Genomic DNA, 18130 nt, shown 5'->3' with positions numbered 1-18130 from the left:
GTCCACGCCGTCCGGTCCGGGAACGGGTCCCGGTACCAGGCGTTCCACGCATCTTCGGGTCCGTCGCCGTCTGCTGGAACGGGAGGCAAATCGGTAATCTCGACGGCGTGGCCGCCGATTGGACCCAGGGCCGCTGTGAAGGACATCGCCGATGCGCTGGCAGCTTCCAAGGGTGGCGTCCTTGTTGCGGGGCCGTCGGGAAGCGGCAAGAGCTACTTGACTGCCCGCGCGGTGAACGAACTGCGCGCAAGCTCGTTCGTCGTCGTCATCCGCGGCAGCGCAGCGTTGGCGAGGACACCTTACGGCGCGCTCAATATGCTCCTGAGCGATCTCGACCCCGGACACCTGGCGCATCCGGTCCTGGTGCTGTCGGCGCTCAGCAATCTGCTCCGTGAGCGCTCCGAGGGAAAGCCGGTGTACCTGGTCATCGAAAACGCAACCGAGCTTGATGAGTTGGCGGCCATGACTCTGGGCCAACTCGCGAGGAACGGAACAGCGCAACTCGTCCTGACCTGCACCGACCCGCAGCGGCTCTCCGGCGAGATCACGCGGCTTTGCGGGGACGGGTTCCTGCACCGGATCGACCTCAAACCACTGACTTTCCAGGAATCGCACATTTGGCTCGAAGCCGGGCTCGGAGCACCGGTCTCGGCGGCCGGTGCCCATGCCCTGTGGACGGCAAGCGGGGGCAACCCCCACTACCTCAAGATGCTCGCAGCGGAGCTGGCGGAATCCGGTTCGCTCCTGAAAAGCGACGGCGTCTGGGTCCTGACGGCCCGGAGCGAACAGCACGGCAGGGCAATCACCGATCTCATCACCACGCGGCTTGGACGCTTGGGCGACGGTGAGCGCAAAGTCTTGGAAATCCTTTCATTGGTCGGGGCCGTTCCCTTGGAATCCTTGCTGACACTGGCTTCGGCGGACGATGTGGACTCCCTTGAGAAAAGGAGCGTCCTTGTCGTCGACGATTCGCTGCCCAGGATGGCCCACCTCCAAAGCCAGCTGGTCGGTGATGTGGTCCGGGCGAACGTTCCCCCTGGCCGCAGCAACGAACTCCGGACTCTGCTCCTTAAGTCGATGGATCCGGCCCTTGGCCAACGGTCGATGTTGCTATCCATGGCCGCTTGGGCTTTGGACTGCGGAGCCAAGCTGGGGAGGGAAGAAGCGCTTGAAGCTGCCGCGATGGCGAACCGGCAACTTGATGCGCGGCTGGCCCTGCGCTTGGTCCGGTCCATTCCCGGCTACTCGACCGTGCCCGGGGCAGTCGCCGAGGAAGCCCGCGCGCTGATGACTCTCGGCGACGTCGCTTCGGCCCGGCAGGTGTTGGCCCAACACGTCAATGAACCCGGGGACGAAGCCTCGCTTGCCGAATGGGTCCGGATCAAGCTGGCCGAGGCAGCCGTCCTCCTGGCGCTTCCCGAAACCACGGCCCAGGCTTGCGAAACGCTCGCCCAGGTCCGGCAGCGGCTCGGAGACGAAGCCGGCGAAGGGCGGGATATCGCCATACTTCGGGAACAACTCGTCCTCGCCGAATCGCAGGCGGCCAGCTATTCGGGTTCCTACGCTGAGATGGCGGCAAGCCTTGAAGAAGTTCTTCAAGATTTCGAGTCGCACGGCACCGAGTTCCGCCTCCTTGCCGGAAGCTGGCTGTGCGAGGCCTGGGCCCTGACGGGACGCCAATCCGAGGCGGCGGACATGGCGGAACAACTGATGGCTGACTGCCATGATCCGGCTGTTTCGGTCGCCGCGGCCCGGCGCGCCACATCGCGGCTGCGGTTCACCTTCGTCCTCGCCGGGCGATGGGACAAAGAAGCGGAAATGGTCCAACCCGGCGACGACCTCCTGGTTTCCGCCGCCGAGGCCCTTCCCACAGCGATCGATCTTCCCAAGGCGATCTTCCGGTGCCTCCAGGGGCGCGGCCAGGACGGTTTGGACGTGCTCATTCCGGTGATCAGCCAATTGCGGGTCCAGGACAACGAAGGCATGTTGGATGTCGCCTGCACCGCAGCGGCCTACGCTGCGGCCTTGCAAGGCGAACCGGAGCAGGCCCTGCGCTACCTGAGGGAAGCTTCCACGCAGTTGCGCCGGCCGACGTGGCGGAAGGAACGGACGAAAAGGTACCTCGCTGCGTTGGCCCGGGCTGGTGTCGACGGCCCGGACGCCGCCGTCGAGGAGCTTCTCCGCTTGGCCGACGCCGACCGGGACGAGGGCGCCCCCGGTCACGAGATCATTTGCCTCAGTTCAGCCGTTCGGCTTGGCGCGGTGGCAGCGGCCCCGCGGCTCCTGGACACGGCACTGCGCTGCCAAGGACGGTTCGCGGGGCTCTGCGTTGCGTACGCCCGGGCGACGATGTCCGGAAGCGCGGAGCTTCTTCTTGAGGCGGCACGGTTGGCCGAGGACATGCAGAACGACCGGTTCGCCTTCGATATCGCCGAGACGGTATTGCAGCTGAACCAGGTCCAGTTGGACAAAGCGATCCTCAGGAAGGCGCGGCAGCTCGCGGAGACGTGCCGGCAGCGCTTGCGCACTCCACGCAGCGGAAACCAAGAGGGATTGAAGCTGACCGCCCGCGAGATGGAGATCGCCAGGCTTGCGGCGAACCGCGAGAGCAACAAGGGCATTGCCGCGAAGCTGCATGTTTCAGTCCGCACGGTGGAGGGGCATCTCTACCAGATCTTCGGCAAGCTGAAAATCGTTGAACGCTCTGAGCTGAGCTTCGCGCTCGGCAATGTCGAAGGTGGTGCGAAATGACTGAAGTGGTTGCGGCCGATGCGCTCGTCGGACGAATCAATATGATGGCGGCCGTCGTCGACTGCCTGCTCGACGTCAACGGCCCCGGAGTCCTGCTTTTCGGTGATGCGGGCATCGGCAAGACTGCATTAATTAACGAAGTCGTGCATGAATTGGGACAACGTATCCGCCCCTTCAGGGTCTTTGCCGGCCCAACCCTGGCGTCGGTACCGTTCGCTGCCTTGGCACCGCTGTTGACGGCCTTGACGCCGAGCCAGATCAACGAACCCTTGTCGGTCCTGCGTGCCGTGGTCGCGGCGTTGAACCCGGCGGGCCAGCCGCACCCGGCACCGGCGGTGCTGATCGTGGAAGACGCGCACCACATCGATGAAAGCAGTGTGGCTGTCCTGGCCCAGTTGGCGGCCGCGGAAGCCGCCAAGGTCGTGTTCTTGTGCCGTCCGTATCCCGCGCCGCCCGCAGAGGTCTTCTCGATGTGGTCTGAGGGACTCGTGGATCGATTCGACTTGCAGCCGCTCAACGAGCAGGAAGTCAATCAACTTTGTGCCCAGGCCTTGGACGCGCCGGTTGTCCAGGGGACCAGCGCAGTCCTTTGCAAGTACTCGGGCGGGAACCCGATGTTCCTGCTGGAACTCATCGAAAACGCCAAGTCGGTGGGCCAGTTGGTCTGCCGCAACGACGCCTGGATGCTTTCCGGTGAGCTTCGGGGAACCAGCGTGCGTTTGATGGACCTCGTCCGGAACGAGATCCTGATGCTGGGCCCCGCGCAGCGCGACACCTTGGAGACCGTGGCGCTCGCGGAACCTGTTCCGCTGAGCGTCGTGCAAAGGGCCAGCGATTCCAACGCCGTGGACGAACTTCAGGAACTGCATTTCATCGAGATCGCGTCCGATCCGGAGCGGCATGTCCGGCTGGCCCAGCCGCTGGTTGGCGAAGTGATCCGCCAGCTGGTGCCGACGGCCCACAGCATGACCATCCGGCGGCGCGTCGCGAGCCTCCTGGAGGCCAAGCCGAAGACCATGGACGGGCTTCTGCGCTACGTCTCCTGGGGACTGGAATCGGGCACCGAGGTTCCGGACTCCGACATCCTGGAAGCGGCCCGGCTGGCAAACCGGTTGTTCATCCCCAGCTACGTGGAGCGGGTGGCCGGTGCGATCAAGGATCCCTCCTTGAGGCTGGCGGCCCAGGTAGAGGTGGCACGGGCCAAATGGTACCGGGGCGACATCAAGGGATCGGTGTCCTCGCTGGCGGGGATCGTGGACCGGACGAATGATCCGCGGACGATCCGGCACTCCTCGATGCTTGCGGCCCAGCTTGCCGGGAAAGAAGGCGTGGGGCCGAATGCCATCAAACAGGCGGCATACGAATGGGAAGCGGCCTTGGCCCGGCTCGCCGAATCCCGTCAGGGCGTCGACCCCGGAGAACTGGAGCGGGGGAAGCTCGGAAGCAGGCTCCTTTCGCTCGAAGGCTTCCAAACCGAAGGCCACTACCTCGAGACAGAGCGGGAACTCCGCGAAATCTGGAAAGAGGCGGACGACGAGTCACGCCTCGTGGCAGGCACCCTCCTCGCAGAGGCCATGGCCGTCACGGGACGGCCGGTCTCCGCCATCCAGATTCTGATGGAGATCCAGGAGATGGTCCTCACGAACGGCGACTGGAGCCTCCAGTACGCAGGAATGGTGATGCGCCGCTACATCCTGGCCTTGCAACAGGCTGGCGAACTCGGTGTCCTTGACACGTTCCTCAAGAACCACATCTCCCAGGCACCGAATTCCTTGATCTATTCAGGCGGGATGCTGCACTTGGCTGCCGGGATGGTGGACCTCCGCCGGGGAGACCTCGGGGTGGCCCTGCCCAGGCTTCGGCAGGCGGTCAGCATGCTGCGCGTCTCCGACATGGCGAGCGACTTGCCCGACGCCGTTGCTGCCGCCGCCTACGCGGCCTCGATCCTGAAACGCCGCGAAACCGCGATGACGTATGCGAATGAATACGACGCATTGATCCGGGAAGGCATGCACCCGTCGTTGCTGGCACAAGGCCATGCGGCAGTTGCGAAAGCCGAGCACACCGGAACGCAAACGGCGATCGCGAGGCTCATGGCCCTTGCGGACTCCGCGGCCGCGGACGGAGCTATCGGCGCCGAGATCGACATCCTGATGTTGGTCCTGAGGCTGGGAGATTCCAGTGTGGCGCGTCGCCTCGTAGCAGTCGCCGAAGGCAGCGAAGGCCGAACCGCGGAGTTCGCGTTGAGCGTCGGTCTTGCCCTCGCGCACAAGGACGCGGATCGCCTCATCGAACTGAGTGATGTGGCCGCCAAGGACGGACTGGAGCTCGCCGCCGCCGACTGTGCCAGCCATGCCTTGCGCATCCTCGAAAGCAGGGGGGACAAGGCCCGCCAGCTCGAAGGCCAGCGACTCCTCAAACGCCGCACCGCCGCCCTGGACAAGGCTGGCCCGGCCCTTGAGGGAGCCTCCCCGGACCTCCAGAAGCTGACACGGCGTGAACAGGAAATCGCGACGCTCGTGCAGTCGGGATCGAGTAACAAGGACATTGCGCTTGGCTTGGGCCTGTCATTGCGCACCGTCGAAGGCCACTTGTACCGCATGTTTGCCAAGCTTGGCATCAGCCACCGCGAAGACTTAATGAACGGTGAGCACGGCGTCCAGGGGCTGGGCTAGCCGCCGGGCGCGGCCGGGTTGACCACTGCGGTAAGTGGGCGTTTTCCGCGAAGCCGCCGTCCGCCGTCGTGCCCTCCACGAGGCGTGCGCATGCCGGAAGGCCTGAAAGCGAGTATCGATTCGAGTGGTTAAAAGTGCTCGGACGGGTAGTGAAAGGCCGCCGAAGGGCCCGCGCATCCAAAGACGGGTAGGGCCCACTCGCGCCCGCGTCGGGGGGCCGTTCATACGCTTTTCGTGATGGCAACCGCCACTCATTTGGGGATAAGTGGGTCTCGAGATGAAACGCAGGAAAAGTTCATTGCTCCAGGAAAACCACCCGGTGATCCAGCGAGAAGACAACTCCAATGCAACCGGTTTCCCGCATTCGGCGGGCAACCCCACCATCGAGCCGGCGGCGGGCGGTCATGTGCCCTCTGAGACCAGGGCACGTCCGGTTCCGCCGCCGGCTTTCTTTCACACTGGAGACAACAGGCACCGGGAGGCCGACTGACCATGGCACCGAACACGAAGGTAAAGACCCTCAAGGCAAACCCCCACGGGGGCCCGCAGGCCCTGCACACACAAGCACCGGCTTGGCCTGAGGGCGCGGCAACACTGACAACCACACAGGATCAGGCGTTTACTTTCGACGTGGCGATTGTGGGCATGGGCTATGTCGGCCTGCCCACCGCCCTCGCCATCAACGCTTCCGGCCGGCGTGTGCTCGGCCTTGACGTATCCGATGCGCGCCTCGCCGTGATCCGGGAGCAACGGGCAGATCTTCTGGACTCCGACAGGGAGCGGCTCAGCAACGCGCTGCTGGACCCGACCTTCATGCTGAGCAGCGATTTGTCCTTGCTTTCCCACGCGGCGGCAGTGGTTGTGTGCGTTCCCACTCCCGTGGATGAGTACCTGGTTCCGGACCTTTCCATTCTCCGTGCGGCCTGTGCCTCGGTGGTGGACTTCGCCACCGCTGGCCAGCTGCTGATGCTGACCTCCACCACGTACGTCGGATCCACCCGCGACCTCCTGGCTTTGCCCCTGGCCGCGAGGGGACTTATTCCAGGCCGGGACGTGTACGTGGCGTTCTCGCCCGAGCGCATCAACCCCGGCGTGGATTCGTTCTCCCACGAAGACGTCCCCCGCGTAGTCGGTGGCGTGACAGCGGCCTGCGGCGAAGCTGCCGAAAGGCTCTTGAGCGCCAGCACCAAACTGGTCCACGTTGTGCCGTCCGCCGATGTCGCAGAGATGACCAAGCTGGTGGAGAACACGTTCCGGGCCGTCAACATCGCCTTGGCCAACGAATTCGCCGACATCTGCCACGAACTCAACATGGAAGTCATGGATGTCATCGATGCGGCGTCCACCAAGCCGTATGGATTCATGGCGTTCACACCTGGCCCTGGAGTCGGCGGCCACTGCATACCGTGCGACCCCCACTACTTGCTGTGGCAACTGCGCAAAGCGCGATTGACGGCTCCGGTGATCGAGCAAGCCATGGCGGGGATCGCAGGCAGGCCGCACCAAGTGGTGGAGAAGGCCCGGCGTATCCTGTCGGACCGCAACCACGGTGTTGCCGGTGCCCGCGTCATGGTGCTCGGTGTGGCATACAAGCCCGACGTCGAAGACCTCCGGGAATCCCCGGCGTTGGAAATCATTGCCGCCTTGATCGCCGACGGAGCGGAAGTGGCGTTTTTCGATCCTTGGTGCCAGACGGCTCCCGACGGTCATGGAGGAACCCTCCACTCTGAGCAATCGCCTGCTGACTGGGGTGCGGACCTGGTGATCCTGCACACGAGGCACAGCCAAATGGACCTTGACTGGCTGGCCGGAGCGCCCGCAGTCCTGGACACGACCTACCGCTTGCCCAAGGCCGACAACGTCACCCGGCTCTAGACCCACCAGGTTTTCAACGGAAGCAGGAGTAATGAAAACAGCAATAACCGGCGGTGCCGGGTTCATAGGAAGCCACCTTGTGGAGCACTTGTTGGCAGCCGGGGACGAAGTCGCCGTGCTGGACAACTTGTCGACCGGGCGCCTGGAGAACCTCAAAGGCGTCATCGGCCACAGGAACTTCCACTTCGTCGAGGGCAGCATCCTGGACCGCGACGCAGTGGACAGGGTGGTGGCGGGTGCCGACAGGGTCTTCCATCTGGCCGCCGCGGTCGGCGTCAATCTGATTGTCGACCACCCGCTGGAGAGCCTCCGCACGAATATCCATGGAACCGAAGTGGTACTGGACTCGGTCCTCGAATCAGGTGCCTCGCTGTTGCTGGCATCCACAAGCGAGATCTACGGCAAGAACACCTCGGACAGCCTCTCGGAGGAAGCAGACCGCATCCTTGGTTCCGCGCTCAAATCCCGCTGGACCTATGCGGCCGCCAAGGGTATCGACGAGGCATTCGCGCACGCATACTGGCGCCAATTCGGGTTGCCGGTTGCCATCGTGCGGCTCTTCAACACGGTGGGTCCGCGGCAGACAGGCCGCTACGGAATGGTTGTTCCGCGGCTCGTGCGGCAGGCGCTCGCCGGTGAGCCCTTGACGGTTTACGGAGACGGGCACCAAACCAGGTGCTTCTCCTACGTCGGCGACATCGTTCCGGCCCTCGTCCGGATTTCCGAGGAACCGCTTGCGTACGGAAATGCCTACAACCTTGGCGGGAGCCACGAAATTTCCATCCTGACGCTGGCCGAAAGGATCGTCGAACTCCTTGGGAGCGGGAGCGACATCACCTTGGTGCCCTATGAGCAGGCGTACTCGGAAGGTTACGAGGACATGCGCCGGAGGGTTCCGGACAACAGCAAGTCCTTCGCGCTTGTTGGCTTCGAGCCGAAGACCACCTTGGATGAGATCATCCTCAACGTCGCGGCAGACTACAAACCGGCAAAAGTCCTCGATCCCGCAGCGTGGAAGATTACCCTCGCGTCGTGAACGAAGGGGCGATACCCTGCAGCGTAAGGAAAGGCGACTGGTTGTGTGGAACAGGCGGGGCGGCATGGCCGTACTTGCGGTCCTTACCCTGCTGACGGCGGCCTGCTCGGGCCCGGGGCCGGCCCCGGGCCCGAGTACCGCCGGCCGGTATCCGTGGCACAGGGGGATCGTGGCAACGACCTTTTGGGTCGGAGAGATCTTTGATCCCAAGGCGGCGGACGGCAGCCAGGTGACGTCGACGTACGACTCCAAGTGGATGCAAAACTACGGAGGCTGCGACGGTGTAGTGAATAACGGCTGCAAGACCGAGGCGAGAACGCAGGCCAAAGGTTACGCGCCCAACAGCATGACTCCGAAGCAGAACCCGTTCTATCTCGATCTTCCCTACGATGACGTCAACGATCCCGTCGCCTTCGCGGAGCGGGCCAGCGTCATCCCGTGGGCCAACGATCCGGGTTTCGCGGGCAACGCCCAGAACCGGTCGTTCAGCTATATGAAGAACCAATGGGTCCGGATCCGGATGGGAAACCGCGAATGCTACGGACAGATTGAAGATGCCGGTCCGGGTGAGTATCACGACAAGGACTACGTTTTCGGCTCCAACGACGCCCGTCCGGCGAACAAGAAGTTCAACGGGGCCGGAATGGACGTCTCGCCCGCACTCAACGGGTGCCTTGGCTTCTCCGATCTTGATGGCGAGTCCGACAAGGTGGACTGGCAATTCGTGCCGCGGGACCAGGTTCCCGCAGGACCGTGGCTGAACATCGTCACGGTCAGCCAAGTGCAGTAAGCACCGGCCGCCGGAGCCGTCCAAACCACCCGGCACAGACAGTCCTTGGAACACCGGAGGTATCCATGCAGTGGCTAAAGAAACTGTTTCAGCACGGCAACGGGAAGCACCTAGCACGCCCAACCGAAGCCAAGAACCAGAGCAACCCGGACCGTCCAGGCCAGACATGACCTTCTTCTGATCGGCTGCTGATCGAAGCGGTCAGGGCAGCTTGGCGTGAAATCCCGCGCTCAACACATCGGAGAAGCGTTGGTCTCCTTGATCGATCCCGCTGCACACGTGGCTGGCCGAAGCCCCGGGGCTGTCCTGGGGGCACGGCCTGTCCCTGTTCAAGGACCACATGGACACCCGCTGGATCCCCTTGCTGGTCGCGAAAGAGTTCAATCCGCGGGCCGCGTCAAGGCCAAATATCTCGCCGGGAAGGTCGTTCCGGCCGATCATGGGAGTCAATCCCATCTTTCTCCACGTCTGCTCGCTGTCGAGCGACATCCCCGCACGCTGATAGATGATGCTCAGCTGATCGTGGGTGGCCCGGGCCGCTGAGGTTCCGGCATCGAGCATGCTTTGCGATGGACTCCGGCTTGAACCGTAATTCATCGTCATGATGTTCACGCCCGCCAGCTGGACGCCGGCCGCGAGCATCTGGTCGACGGCGGAGGTTCCGGCATCGGTCAGTCCTTGGGGAGTGACTGGCAGGGTCAGCCAAACCGAGAGGGGACGCCCTTCCTCGCTCCGCTCTTTCTGGAGGGAAGCGATTGCCGCGGCCCTGCGCTGCCAGGCCCCGCTGTCCGCCAAGTTGTCGCCCTCGATATCAAAGTCGATGGTCTTCGGGTCGTACCGCCCCACGACGGCACGGTAGGCGCTGTCCAGATCTGCGGCGTTCTGGCACGAGTTGGCGAGCTCACTGTTCGCCGACCCGCCGAAGGAAATGGCGAACCCGCCGCCGTTCGAGCGCAGCTTGGCGATGCGATCCTCGAGCTTGAGCGAATTCTTCGCGTCATCAAGGCTGTACGTACTTCCCCAGCTGGGCGTGCAAGGCCGTCCGGCCATTGCCACGACGAACGCGAGCGTGACATTCTCCGTGCCCTCGCCCCGCGGTGTTTCGAATGGATGCTGCGGGACCACGGTGACGTCGACGTAGCCTGAAAACCAAGGCGGTCCGGGCGCGCCGTTCGCGTCCGAAGTCAGCCGCCACGTCAGGAAGCCTCCGATGCCCGCCACCACCAGGACTGCGGCCATGCAGGCGCGGGCGACGGTCGACAGCCGGCGGCGGGGTGCATGCCCAGGGGTAAACAAACCGAGAAAGCCCCGCATGCTTCCTGCCTGGTCCTTGGGCACCTTCTTCCGCCATCCTTAAACTCCGACCGAACATATTGCACCATTTGACCACGAACAGATCGGATTCGCCCCTACGCGGACCCCGGCGTTCGGTCACGCCGTTTCGCGTGTTCGCACGAGTAGCGGCACCGAGTAGTGGCAGCGTCCGGACGCAACCGATGAGTGTAAAGACGGGTAGAGCCTACTCGTGTCCGACGTCGCCCCCATTCCTACGCTGATGATGTCAGTTGGTTGAGGTTTTCGGGGGAAAGACGGGTCTCAAAATGGAAATGGACGCTCTGATCCGAGCGGCATTGGGACACGGCGGATCTAGCCAAGAAGGCGTTCGCCCTGAGTTCGAGCCTGCTCTTGGGGGCCGCAGCACGGTCCCTCCCACAATGCCGGCGCCAATTGACGGCGCTGCCGGACGGCAGCGCGCCCTCACGGAGAGGGCCCCTGAACGGGGGCCGGTGGTGAATAAGCCTTTGAGACCGAGGCTTCCCCCAGTCGCCACCGGCCCCTTCAGGTACCACGGCGCGGCGGGTTGGCGATGAGTCCGCGGAGGACGGCCACATCATCGGGACCTTTCCGCAGGTCGAGGATGCGGGCAGGCCTGTGGGCTGCCTCGTGGATTGCGGTGCTACTCCTAATGACAAGCGCCACGTCCCTGATCAACAGAAGCCAGGCTCCCTCCGGGTCCGAAAGCAGCGAGCCCACGCCTTCCGCCGTCCCGCTCTCATCTGTCAGCCTGACGTTTGATGAGGGCCGCTCGAGCCAGATGGAGGCAGCCCGGATCTTGAAGGACCACCACCTCCGTGGCACGTTTTTCATCGATTCGGGCTTTGTTGGAGCCGCTGACCATATGACTATGGACAACCTCCACAGCCTGGCCGCCGACCAACATGAAATCGGCGGCCATACACTCACCCTCGCCGATGTGACGTCGGTAGAGCCGGACGAGGCGGCGAGGCAAATCTGCAACGATCGGGTAAACCTTTCGGACTGGGGCTTCAAGGTCACCTCTTTTGCCTATCCGTTTGCGGCGTCAACGCCCCAGTCGGAAGAGCAAGTGGCTGGATGCGGCTACAACAGCGCGCGTGGCCTCGGCCAGATAACCACTCCCGTCGACTGCCCGGACTGCGCGGCAGCGGAAACCGTCCGCCCGGCGGACCTGTTCCGGACCCGGGCAACATCGGAGGTAGGCAGCAAGTGGACCTTGGCCGACCTCGAGGCGACAGTGATGCAGGCCGAAAAGGCCGGGGGCTGGTTGCAGTTGACCTTCTTTGACATCGACAACAGCGGCAGCCCCCGCTCCATCAGCCCCGCGTTGTTCGAACAGTTCGCCACTTGGCTTACGGCCAGGACGCAACAAGGGACCATGGGCGTGCGCACGGTACATGACGTGATCGGCGGCGTGGCGAAACCCGTGGTGAAGGGTCCGGTCGCCGCGCCGGCTGCACCAGGACAGAACGCCCTTCGGAATCCCGGGCTGGAAACCGCTGGAAAGTATGGGTTGCCGCAATGCTGGCAGGTGTCGTCCTATGGCACGAACACCGTGGTCCTAAGCACCTTGACGCCGGGCCATTCGGGCGCCGTGGCCCGGCGCCTGGACGTGAGCGAATACTCGTCCGGTGACGCCAAACTGCTGCCCGTCCTTGATCTGGGAGCATGCGCTCCGAGCGTTACTGCCGGGCACAGCTATTCGCTCAGGGCCTGGTACCAGTCCACCGCGAAGACGCAATTCGAGGTGTATTACCGCAACAAGCTGGGCACGTGGACCTATTGGACGGCCAGTCCATGGTTCGCAGCCAACTCCGTGTACGAGCAGGCGATCTGGACTACGCCGCCCGTTCCGCCCGAAGCCGAGGCCATCAGTTTTGGAATGAACCTCTTCAGCGATGGCCAGCTTGCTACCGATGACTACGAAATGTACGACACTGTGGGAGCTCCGTCGCCGTGATAGTTCTTTCGATCTTTTTGGTTCTGGGGGTAAGCACGATCTTTTGGTCCGTTGCCGGGCTGGTCCGCCTGACAGGTGAGGAATGGTGGCGGGTCAGGGAGCTGTCCTCCCGGATCCGCGCGCGGACCGCGTTGCTGCGCGGGGCCACCGTACCGATCCCTCGCCGTCAGCGCGGACGCCATCGTGCGAAGCAAGTGCGGATCTCCCCGGCAAATGTGGCGGTCCTCGTGGCTGCCCACAACGAGGCCTTGGTGATCAGGGAAACCATTCTCGCCGCGTCGGCCCTGGTGCCTCGACGCAACATCCACGTTGTTTCGGACATGTCCACCGATGACACCGCCGACATCGCGCGGGACGCAGGGGTGAAGGTCCTTGAGCTCGAACCGAACCGTGGCAAGGCGGGCGCACTCGCGGCCGGCATCGCCCACTTCGATCTGTGCAAGAGGTTCAAAGTGGTCATGCTCCTGGACGCCGACACGCGCCCGACTCCGGACTACCTCGAAACCGGCTTGCCGCTTTTTGACGATCCGACGGTCGTCGCCGTCGCGGGACGCGCCAAGTCGATCATGAGCCCGCCACCTCCGACGGCGATCGGCCGCTTCCTCGTGGCCTACCGGGAACGCCTGTACATCGTGGTCCAGTTGCTCCTCAAATACGGCCAGGCAGCCCGGGGGGCAAATGTGGTCTCGATCGTGCCCGGATTCGCCAGCATGTACAGAACCAGCGCGCTCGCAAAGATACAGGTCCTGGCACCGGGGCTGGTGATCGAAGACTTCAACATGACGTTTGAAATCCATGCGAAGAAATTGGGACGGATCGCATTCCATCCCTCCGCGGCCGTTGCCTACACGCAGGATCCGGACAACCTGAAGGACTACATCAAGCAGGTCCGGCGGTGGATTCTCGGTTTCTGGCAGACCGTCAGGCGGCACGGGCTGCAATTCAGCAGATTTTGGTTTGTCCTGGCGCTGTACATTGTCGAACTCATAGCCAGCTGCCTGTTCTTCGTGCTTCTGGTACCGGCATTCCTGATATCGTCCGTTGCTGCCATCGAGGTATGGGTTTTTGGCAATCACTCTGAGGTTTTTATCTTCCTGTCCGGCGTCCTGCGGCCTCAGGACGTTTTCATTGGAGTTTTCCTCCCGGACTTCGTCCTGACAGTCCTTGCCGCAGTTTCGATGCGCAGCCCGCGCTTCTTACTGCTGGCGCCTTTCTTTCCGCTGATGCGGATCCTCGACGCAGTCATTTGCCTCCAGGTCTTGCCCAAGGCGTACTCGGCGCGTTCCTCGGGTGTTTGGGTGAGCCCCGTCCGGAGGATCCAACGCCAACCCCAGGAAATTGCGACGCCGGGACCTTCCGTAGTGCGGGCCGGCTAGCGGAGAGCCCCGGCCAAGTGTGCGGACGCGCGGACGCCCATGCCGGCCAGCCGGTGCGGCTGTGTGGCATGGGCGTCCTGCAGGCCCGTATCGGGGAGTGTCCTGCTGACCCAGGGTCCCGGGGTGTTAGTGGGTGACTCCCGAAGTGGTGACAACGTTGAGCCACGGACCGGCAGGCACGCTGGCACGGTCAACGAAACGCCACGACACGTGGTCATTGTCGCCGTTCAGATCAGCGAAGCCGAGGCAGCCGTTCAACGCGGGGGAGACATCCATGCCTGCGCCCTGGCTCGGATCGCCGGAGAAGGACTTGTTGGCCGGACGGGCGTTGTTCGCGCCGAACACGTAGGCGGAATCGTGGTACAGGGAACCGCTGGAGGGGCCCGCGTCCTCAACCTGTCCGTAGCAAACGCCGCCGTTGGGACCGGTGATCTGGACCCACGCGTTCTTCATGTAGCTGTAGTTGGGGTCGGCACAGTGGTCGACGCCTGTCTTGGCGTTGTCCGCGGCGGCCCAAGGGATCACCTTGCAACGTTCTCCGAAGGCGACGCTGTCATTGACGTCGTCGTAAGGGAGGTCGAGGTAGAACGGGTTCTGCAGAGGCTTGGGCTGGTGCAGCGGGAAGTACCCATTGCTGGCTACGCGCTGTTCCGTGGCGCAGGTGAAGCTCGCTCCGGTGCCGGAGCTGATTCCATCGCAACCGCCGTAGGTGCTGCCGGGGCAACCGCTCGCACTGGACGGCGTGGTTCCCATGTTGACCCCGGTGTGCTGCAATGCCCACTGGCCGTTGTAGGTGGAGCAGACCTGGGAGCCGTCCGAGAGGCTCGCATTGAAGATCTCTCCCACCCAGAAGGTGGTGCTCACGATATTGGTGTGCAGGGGGTAGTTTCCCGTGACAGGGAGGGGCGCCGCCGTTGGTGCGGGAGCGCTGGCAGCTGTTGCGGCCGGAGCGGGCGCGGCGGCAGCGGGCGCGGCGGCAGCGGGCGCGCCGGACGGTGCTGCGGCCGGAACATTGCTGGGGGTCGGCGTCGGCGTCGTCTTCGGCGCCTGCGCCGGAGCCGGCGTGGCGGTTCGCGTTGGCGCGGATGAGGCGGAAGGCGATGAGCCCCGCCACGAATCTGAATCGCGGTCGCCGGCCTGATAGGTGGATTTGTGTGATGACTGGACAGCCGACATCGTGGCGAACCCGCCGAAGGCAAGGAGCGCCACCGCGATGAGTGCTGTGAACAGGTGTTTCATATTTTGTGTGACATATCTGTTGGGGACATAGACATACGAGACCTGAGCTATGGATAAGGCGAGCCGCAGCCGAAAATACGGCAGCGTCGAACACGGCCACATGGGGTGTGCCGAAAGAGTTGCTACGAAAATCGGCTGCGCTTCAACTCCCCAGAAGTAGCCAGCCGGAACTTACTCTTGCGGGACCAGCTTACACAGTCAGATCACGGAGCGGTAACAGAGGATGAAAGCGCGGCGGTAAAACCGGGCTGAAAACGGCTCCATGGCACCTCATCAGGAGCATCCGTGGAGCGGGAATGTTTCGTGCAAGTAGCCCCCGAAAACCAAGTAGTTACCACTCAATCCAGGACTGAAACCCGACGGTACCGTTTGGAAATGACACCGGTCCATGCCACAGCCGTCAGGAACGTGTGTCCGGCGGCCCGAAGATGAGACAGGACCATGGACGATACCGAAGGGACCCCTACCCCGCCCCCGGTGATCCGGGCAGCGGAGCTCCAGGACATTGTCATTGCCTTGTCCGGGCCTGAACCGGCCGGGATCGTCATCTCGGGACCGGGGGGCTCGGGCATGACCACCCTCTTGGACGCGGCGGCCTCCGTGCTGGGCGGTTCCTTCAGCGTGATCGCCCACAATGTCTCGGAATCGTTCGCGGACATTCCGTTTGGAATTGCCATGGCTCTCGTTCCGGACCTGCCGGCGAGGGCCAAAGTGTGGCCGGGTTCCATCGTGGCGGCCTGCCGAAAGGCGGTTCGTGACGCAGCGACACCCGGATCCGCCGCCCTGCTGGTCCTGGACAACATAGATTTCCTCGATGACATGTCCCTGTGGCTCCTGAGCCAGCTGCTTGCTGAACCGGACATCCGCTTGATTGCCACCCACCGCTCGGACCGGCCCTTGAGGATGGAACTCATGGAATCCGTGGTTTCGCGGCAGCTTTCGGTGGTGACCTTGGACGATCTCACGCAGGAGCAACTGCGCGAATTCCTTGAGGATCGCCTCGGCGGGCGCGCTGCCCGCAGCCTGGTCCGGGACATCCATGCCCTCACCGGTGGCAACCTGCAGACCGCGAAGTTGCTGCTTGACGAAGCCGCAGCACGTGGCGAGATCGTGGAACAGGCGGATTCCTGGATGCTGTCCGGGCCGATCCGATTGGACGGTTCGCAAGCGCTCGAGCTGACCCGCCACCGGCTTGAGGGCTACTCAGTGCCGCAGCGGCAGGTGGTGGACATCTTGGCGGTGGGGGAGCCGATACCGGTGGGCGTCCTTGAACGCCTCGGCCAAAAGCGGGCGATTGACGCGCTGCGGGCCGACTGGACGATTCGGGTCCTCAAAGACGGCAAGACGACGGCGACGCTCAGCCACGCCATGGAAGCCAGGCTCGCCCGCCAGCAGTTGGGACCCGAACGGATACTCGAACTTCGCCGGAGCATCTACGCGGCGTCCTCAACTGTTGCCGATGATTCACTCTGGTCGCTGTTCCGTCGGGTGGACCTCGAACAGGCAAGCGGTTTGCCGGTGCCCGACGCCGATCTTTTGGCCGTGGCCATTGCCGCAAACGACCTTCACGACAACCGGAGGGCCCGGCGGGCCGCGGAAGCGGTGCGGGCGCCCGAACTCGGACTGGTTGCCGGCGTGGAACTTGCAAGGGCGCTCTACCAAACCCGGGACTTCGCCGGAGCTGTGACGGTCTTGAAGGGTTTGGTGGCAAACACTCCCGACGTCCTCACCCTGGACTTCGCCCACGCCGTGTGGCTTCTGCTGCATGCGCTTCTGCCGACGTCGCCGGGAGCCAGTGTGCTGCAGGCGACCCTCAATGATGCGCGACGGCGGTTGGAGGCTGCCGCCGTCGGCATCCAGCGCGGTGAGCCGAAAGATTTTGCAGCCGTCCGGGACGAACTGGACGTCCTCCAGCTGTACCTGGATGCCCAGAACGGTAGCTGGCCTTCAGGGAACACTGACTTGTTCCAAAGGCTGTGCCACAGCCAGCTAGTGGATCCCGGATTGCGCACGGAGAGCCATCCGCCACCGCCGCCAACCCAGGCCGGGGTGCTGTTGATGGCGCTCGTTTCCCAAGGGCTCGCTGTCAGCGGACGTTTCGCGGACGCCATCGCACTCTCGACCCTGGCCCTGGAAGCCGTGGGGCGGCTGCCGCGTTGCCCCGTGGACTTCCACTCCACCATCCTGACCATCCATGGATCCAACCTGATCTGGCGCGGGCAATGGGGAGGCCCGGAAATGTTCTGCGCGGGAAGTTCCAGCTTCAGCAACCGGATGAGCTATTTCGGTGGCTCAGCGCACCTCTACCGGGCGCTGGTACTTGCCAGGCAGGGGAGCCTGGAACTGGCATGTGAACAGTTCCGCCAGGCCAAGGCCCGGCTGGATGAAGCCGACCCTGACGGGCTCCTCCCACCGGCCTTGGGCGGACTCGCCGCGGCTGCGTGGTTGCTGGGCGACGTCAACCAGGTGCGTCGCGCTCTGGCCGCCTACGATTCGCGCGCCAGCGGAGGGAACTATCTTGCCTCCCAGCTCGCCGAAAGCTATTCGTCCGCCGCCCGGTCGGTGCTGATTGGTGCTGAGCACTCGCACCGGAAGCTGCTCCAACTTGCCGGGTCTGCCGCCAAGAAGGGGCACCGTGCGCTTGAAATGTTGAATCTCGGCCTTGCGGCCCGTACCGGCAGCCGGGGAGACCGGCAGCTGGGGGCCGGCGTGTCCGAGCTGGTGTGGAGTGCCGAGTCCGGCATGCCGTCGGGACAGGAAGCAGGACAGGAAATGGGTACAGCACAGCTAAGCACTGGCGAACCCCGGCACGTACCGGACCAGGAGGAGCCTTTCGTCTTCGAAGAGCCCCATCCGGCCGGCCCGGAGGCCGGATCCTCGGCGCTTTCCGGCGTCGTGAAGCTCTCGCAGCGCGAACGCGAAGTGACTGCCCTGGTTGCCTCCGGACTGAGCAGCGCGGAGGTGGCTGCCCGCCTGGGTATCGCCGTGAACACGGTCAACGCCCACCTGCAACGGGTTTACGGCAAGCTCGGAGTGTCCCGAAGGCAGAAGCTTTCCGAACTGTGGGACGAGCTGGCGAAACCCGAGGAGTAGGGCCAACGCTCCCATTGG

General features: G+C 63.9%; 11 protein-coding genes. 8 read left to right on the top strand and 3 right to left on the bottom strand.

The window, feature by feature from the left end; all coding sequences use genetic code 11:
* The first annotated feature begins 135 nt into the window (after positions 1 to 135).
* From L0B83_RS19825 to L0B83_RS01275, 5 genes are all read left to right on the top strand, one after another.
* A complete protein-coding gene (locus L0B83_RS19825) occupies positions 136 to 2751 on the top strand; it encodes a helix-turn-helix transcriptional regulator (protein WP_234756250.1) in 2616 nt (871 codons plus the stop codon).
* Positions 2748 to 5426 (top strand): helix-turn-helix transcriptional regulator, encoded by a 2679-nt coding sequence (locus L0B83_RS01290; RefSeq protein WP_234756248.1) that lies wholly within the window; start codon positions 2748 to 2750, stop codon positions 5424 to 5426. The genes L0B83_RS19825 and L0B83_RS01290 overlap by 4 nt, the downstream gene beginning before the upstream one ends.
* Positions 5427 to 5918: 492 nt before the next feature.
* Positions 5919 to 7301, top strand: a complete 1383-nt coding sequence (locus L0B83_RS01285) for a nucleotide sugar dehydrogenase (RefSeq protein WP_234756246.1) — start codon at positions 5919 to 5921, stop codon at positions 7299 to 7301.
* Positions 7302 to 7332: 31 nt separating this feature from the next.
* Entirely contained in the window at positions 7333 to 8337 is a 1005-nt protein-coding gene (locus L0B83_RS01280) for a dTDP-glucose 4,6-dehydratase (RefSeq protein WP_234756244.1), read from the top strand.
* Positions 8338 to 8506: 169 nt separating this feature from the next.
* Positions 8507 to 9127, top strand: a complete 621-nt coding sequence (locus L0B83_RS01275; protein WP_234756242.1) for a hypothetical protein — start codon at positions 8507 to 8509, stop codon at positions 9125 to 9127.
* A 201-nt stretch (positions 9128 to 9328) separates the two neighbouring features.
* Here L0B83_RS01275 and L0B83_RS01270 read toward each other — a convergent pair whose 3' ends face one another.
* Both L0B83_RS01270 and L0B83_RS01265 read right to left on the bottom strand, forming a co-directional pair.
* Positions 9329 to 10465: a chitinase gene (locus L0B83_RS01270; protein WP_234756240.1), complete on the bottom strand. Its 1137-nt coding sequence runs from the start codon at positions 10463 to 10465 to the stop codon at positions 9329 to 9331.
* A 501-nt stretch (positions 10466 to 10966) separates the two neighbouring features.
* Positions 10967 to 11275: a hypothetical protein gene (locus tag L0B83_RS01265; RefSeq protein ID WP_234756621.1), complete on the bottom strand. Its 309-nt coding sequence runs from the start codon at positions 11273 to 11275 to the stop codon at positions 10967 to 10969.
* Between L0B83_RS01265 and L0B83_RS01260 the strand changes: the two genes are divergently transcribed.
* Positions 11223 to 12404 (top strand): polysaccharide deacetylase family protein, encoded by a 1182-nt coding sequence (locus tag L0B83_RS01260; protein ID WP_234756576.1) that lies wholly within the window; start codon positions 11223 to 11225, stop codon positions 12402 to 12404. The genes L0B83_RS01265 and L0B83_RS01260 overlap by 53 nt on opposite strands.
* Positions 12401 to 13780, top strand: coding sequence for a glycosyltransferase family 2 protein (locus tag L0B83_RS01255; protein WP_234756238.1), 1380 nt, complete (start codon positions 12401 to 12403; stop codon positions 13778 to 13780). The genes L0B83_RS01260 and L0B83_RS01255 overlap by 4 nt, the downstream gene beginning before the upstream one ends.
* Before the next feature lie 126 nt (positions 13781 to 13906).
* Here the strand turns inward: L0B83_RS01255 and L0B83_RS01250 are convergent, their stop codons facing one another.
* Complete coding sequence (locus tag L0B83_RS01250) at positions 13907 to 15019, bottom strand: hypothetical protein (protein ID WP_234756236.1); 1113 nt, start codon at positions 15017 to 15019, stop codon at positions 13907 to 13909.
* Between the two features lie 441 nt (positions 15020 to 15460).
* Between L0B83_RS01250 and L0B83_RS01245 the strand changes: the two genes are divergently transcribed.
* Positions 15461 to 18112, top strand: a complete 2652-nt coding sequence (locus tag L0B83_RS01245; protein WP_234756235.1) for a helix-turn-helix transcriptional regulator — start codon at positions 15461 to 15463, stop codon at positions 18110 to 18112.
* Positions 18113 to 18130: the final 18 nt, after the last annotated feature.

The sequence above is a fragment of the Arthrobacter alkaliphilus genome, from assembly GCF_021483235.1.
Lineage (GTDB): Bacteria > Actinomycetota > Actinomycetes > Actinomycetales > Micrococcaceae > Arthrobacter > Arthrobacter alkaliphilus.
Note: the sequence above shows the minus strand (reverse complement) of the source record. Positions and strands in the feature narration are given on the sequence as shown.

Excerpts from the sequence above, each read along its gene's own strand:
- L0B83_RS01290 (WP_234756248.1), top strand. The coding sequence starts at position 2,748 with ATGACTGAAGTGGTTGCGGCCGATGCGCTCGTCGGACGAATCAATATG.
- L0B83_RS01285 (WP_234756246.1), top strand. The coding sequence starts at position 5,919 with ATGGCACCGAACACGAAGGTAAAGACCCTCAAGGCAAACCCCCACGGG.
- L0B83_RS01280 (WP_234756244.1), top strand. The coding sequence starts at position 7,333 with ATGAAAACAGCAATAACCGGCGGTGCCGGGTTCATAGGAAGCCACCTT.
- L0B83_RS01260 (WP_234756576.1), top strand. The coding sequence starts at position 11,223 with ATGGAGGCAGCCCGGATCTTGAAGGACCACCACCTCCGTGGCACGTTT.
- L0B83_RS01265 (WP_234756621.1), bottom strand. The coding sequence starts at position 11,275 with ATGAAAAACGTGCCACGGAGGTGGTGGTCCTTCAAGATCCGGGCTGCC.
- L0B83_RS01250 (WP_234756236.1), bottom strand. The coding sequence starts at position 15,019 with ATGAAACACCTGTTCACAGCACTCATCGCGGTGGCGCTCCTTGCCTTC.
- L0B83_RS01245 (WP_234756235.1), top strand. The coding sequence starts at position 15,461 with ATGGACGATACCGAAGGGACCCCTACCCCGCCCCCGGTGATCCGGGCA.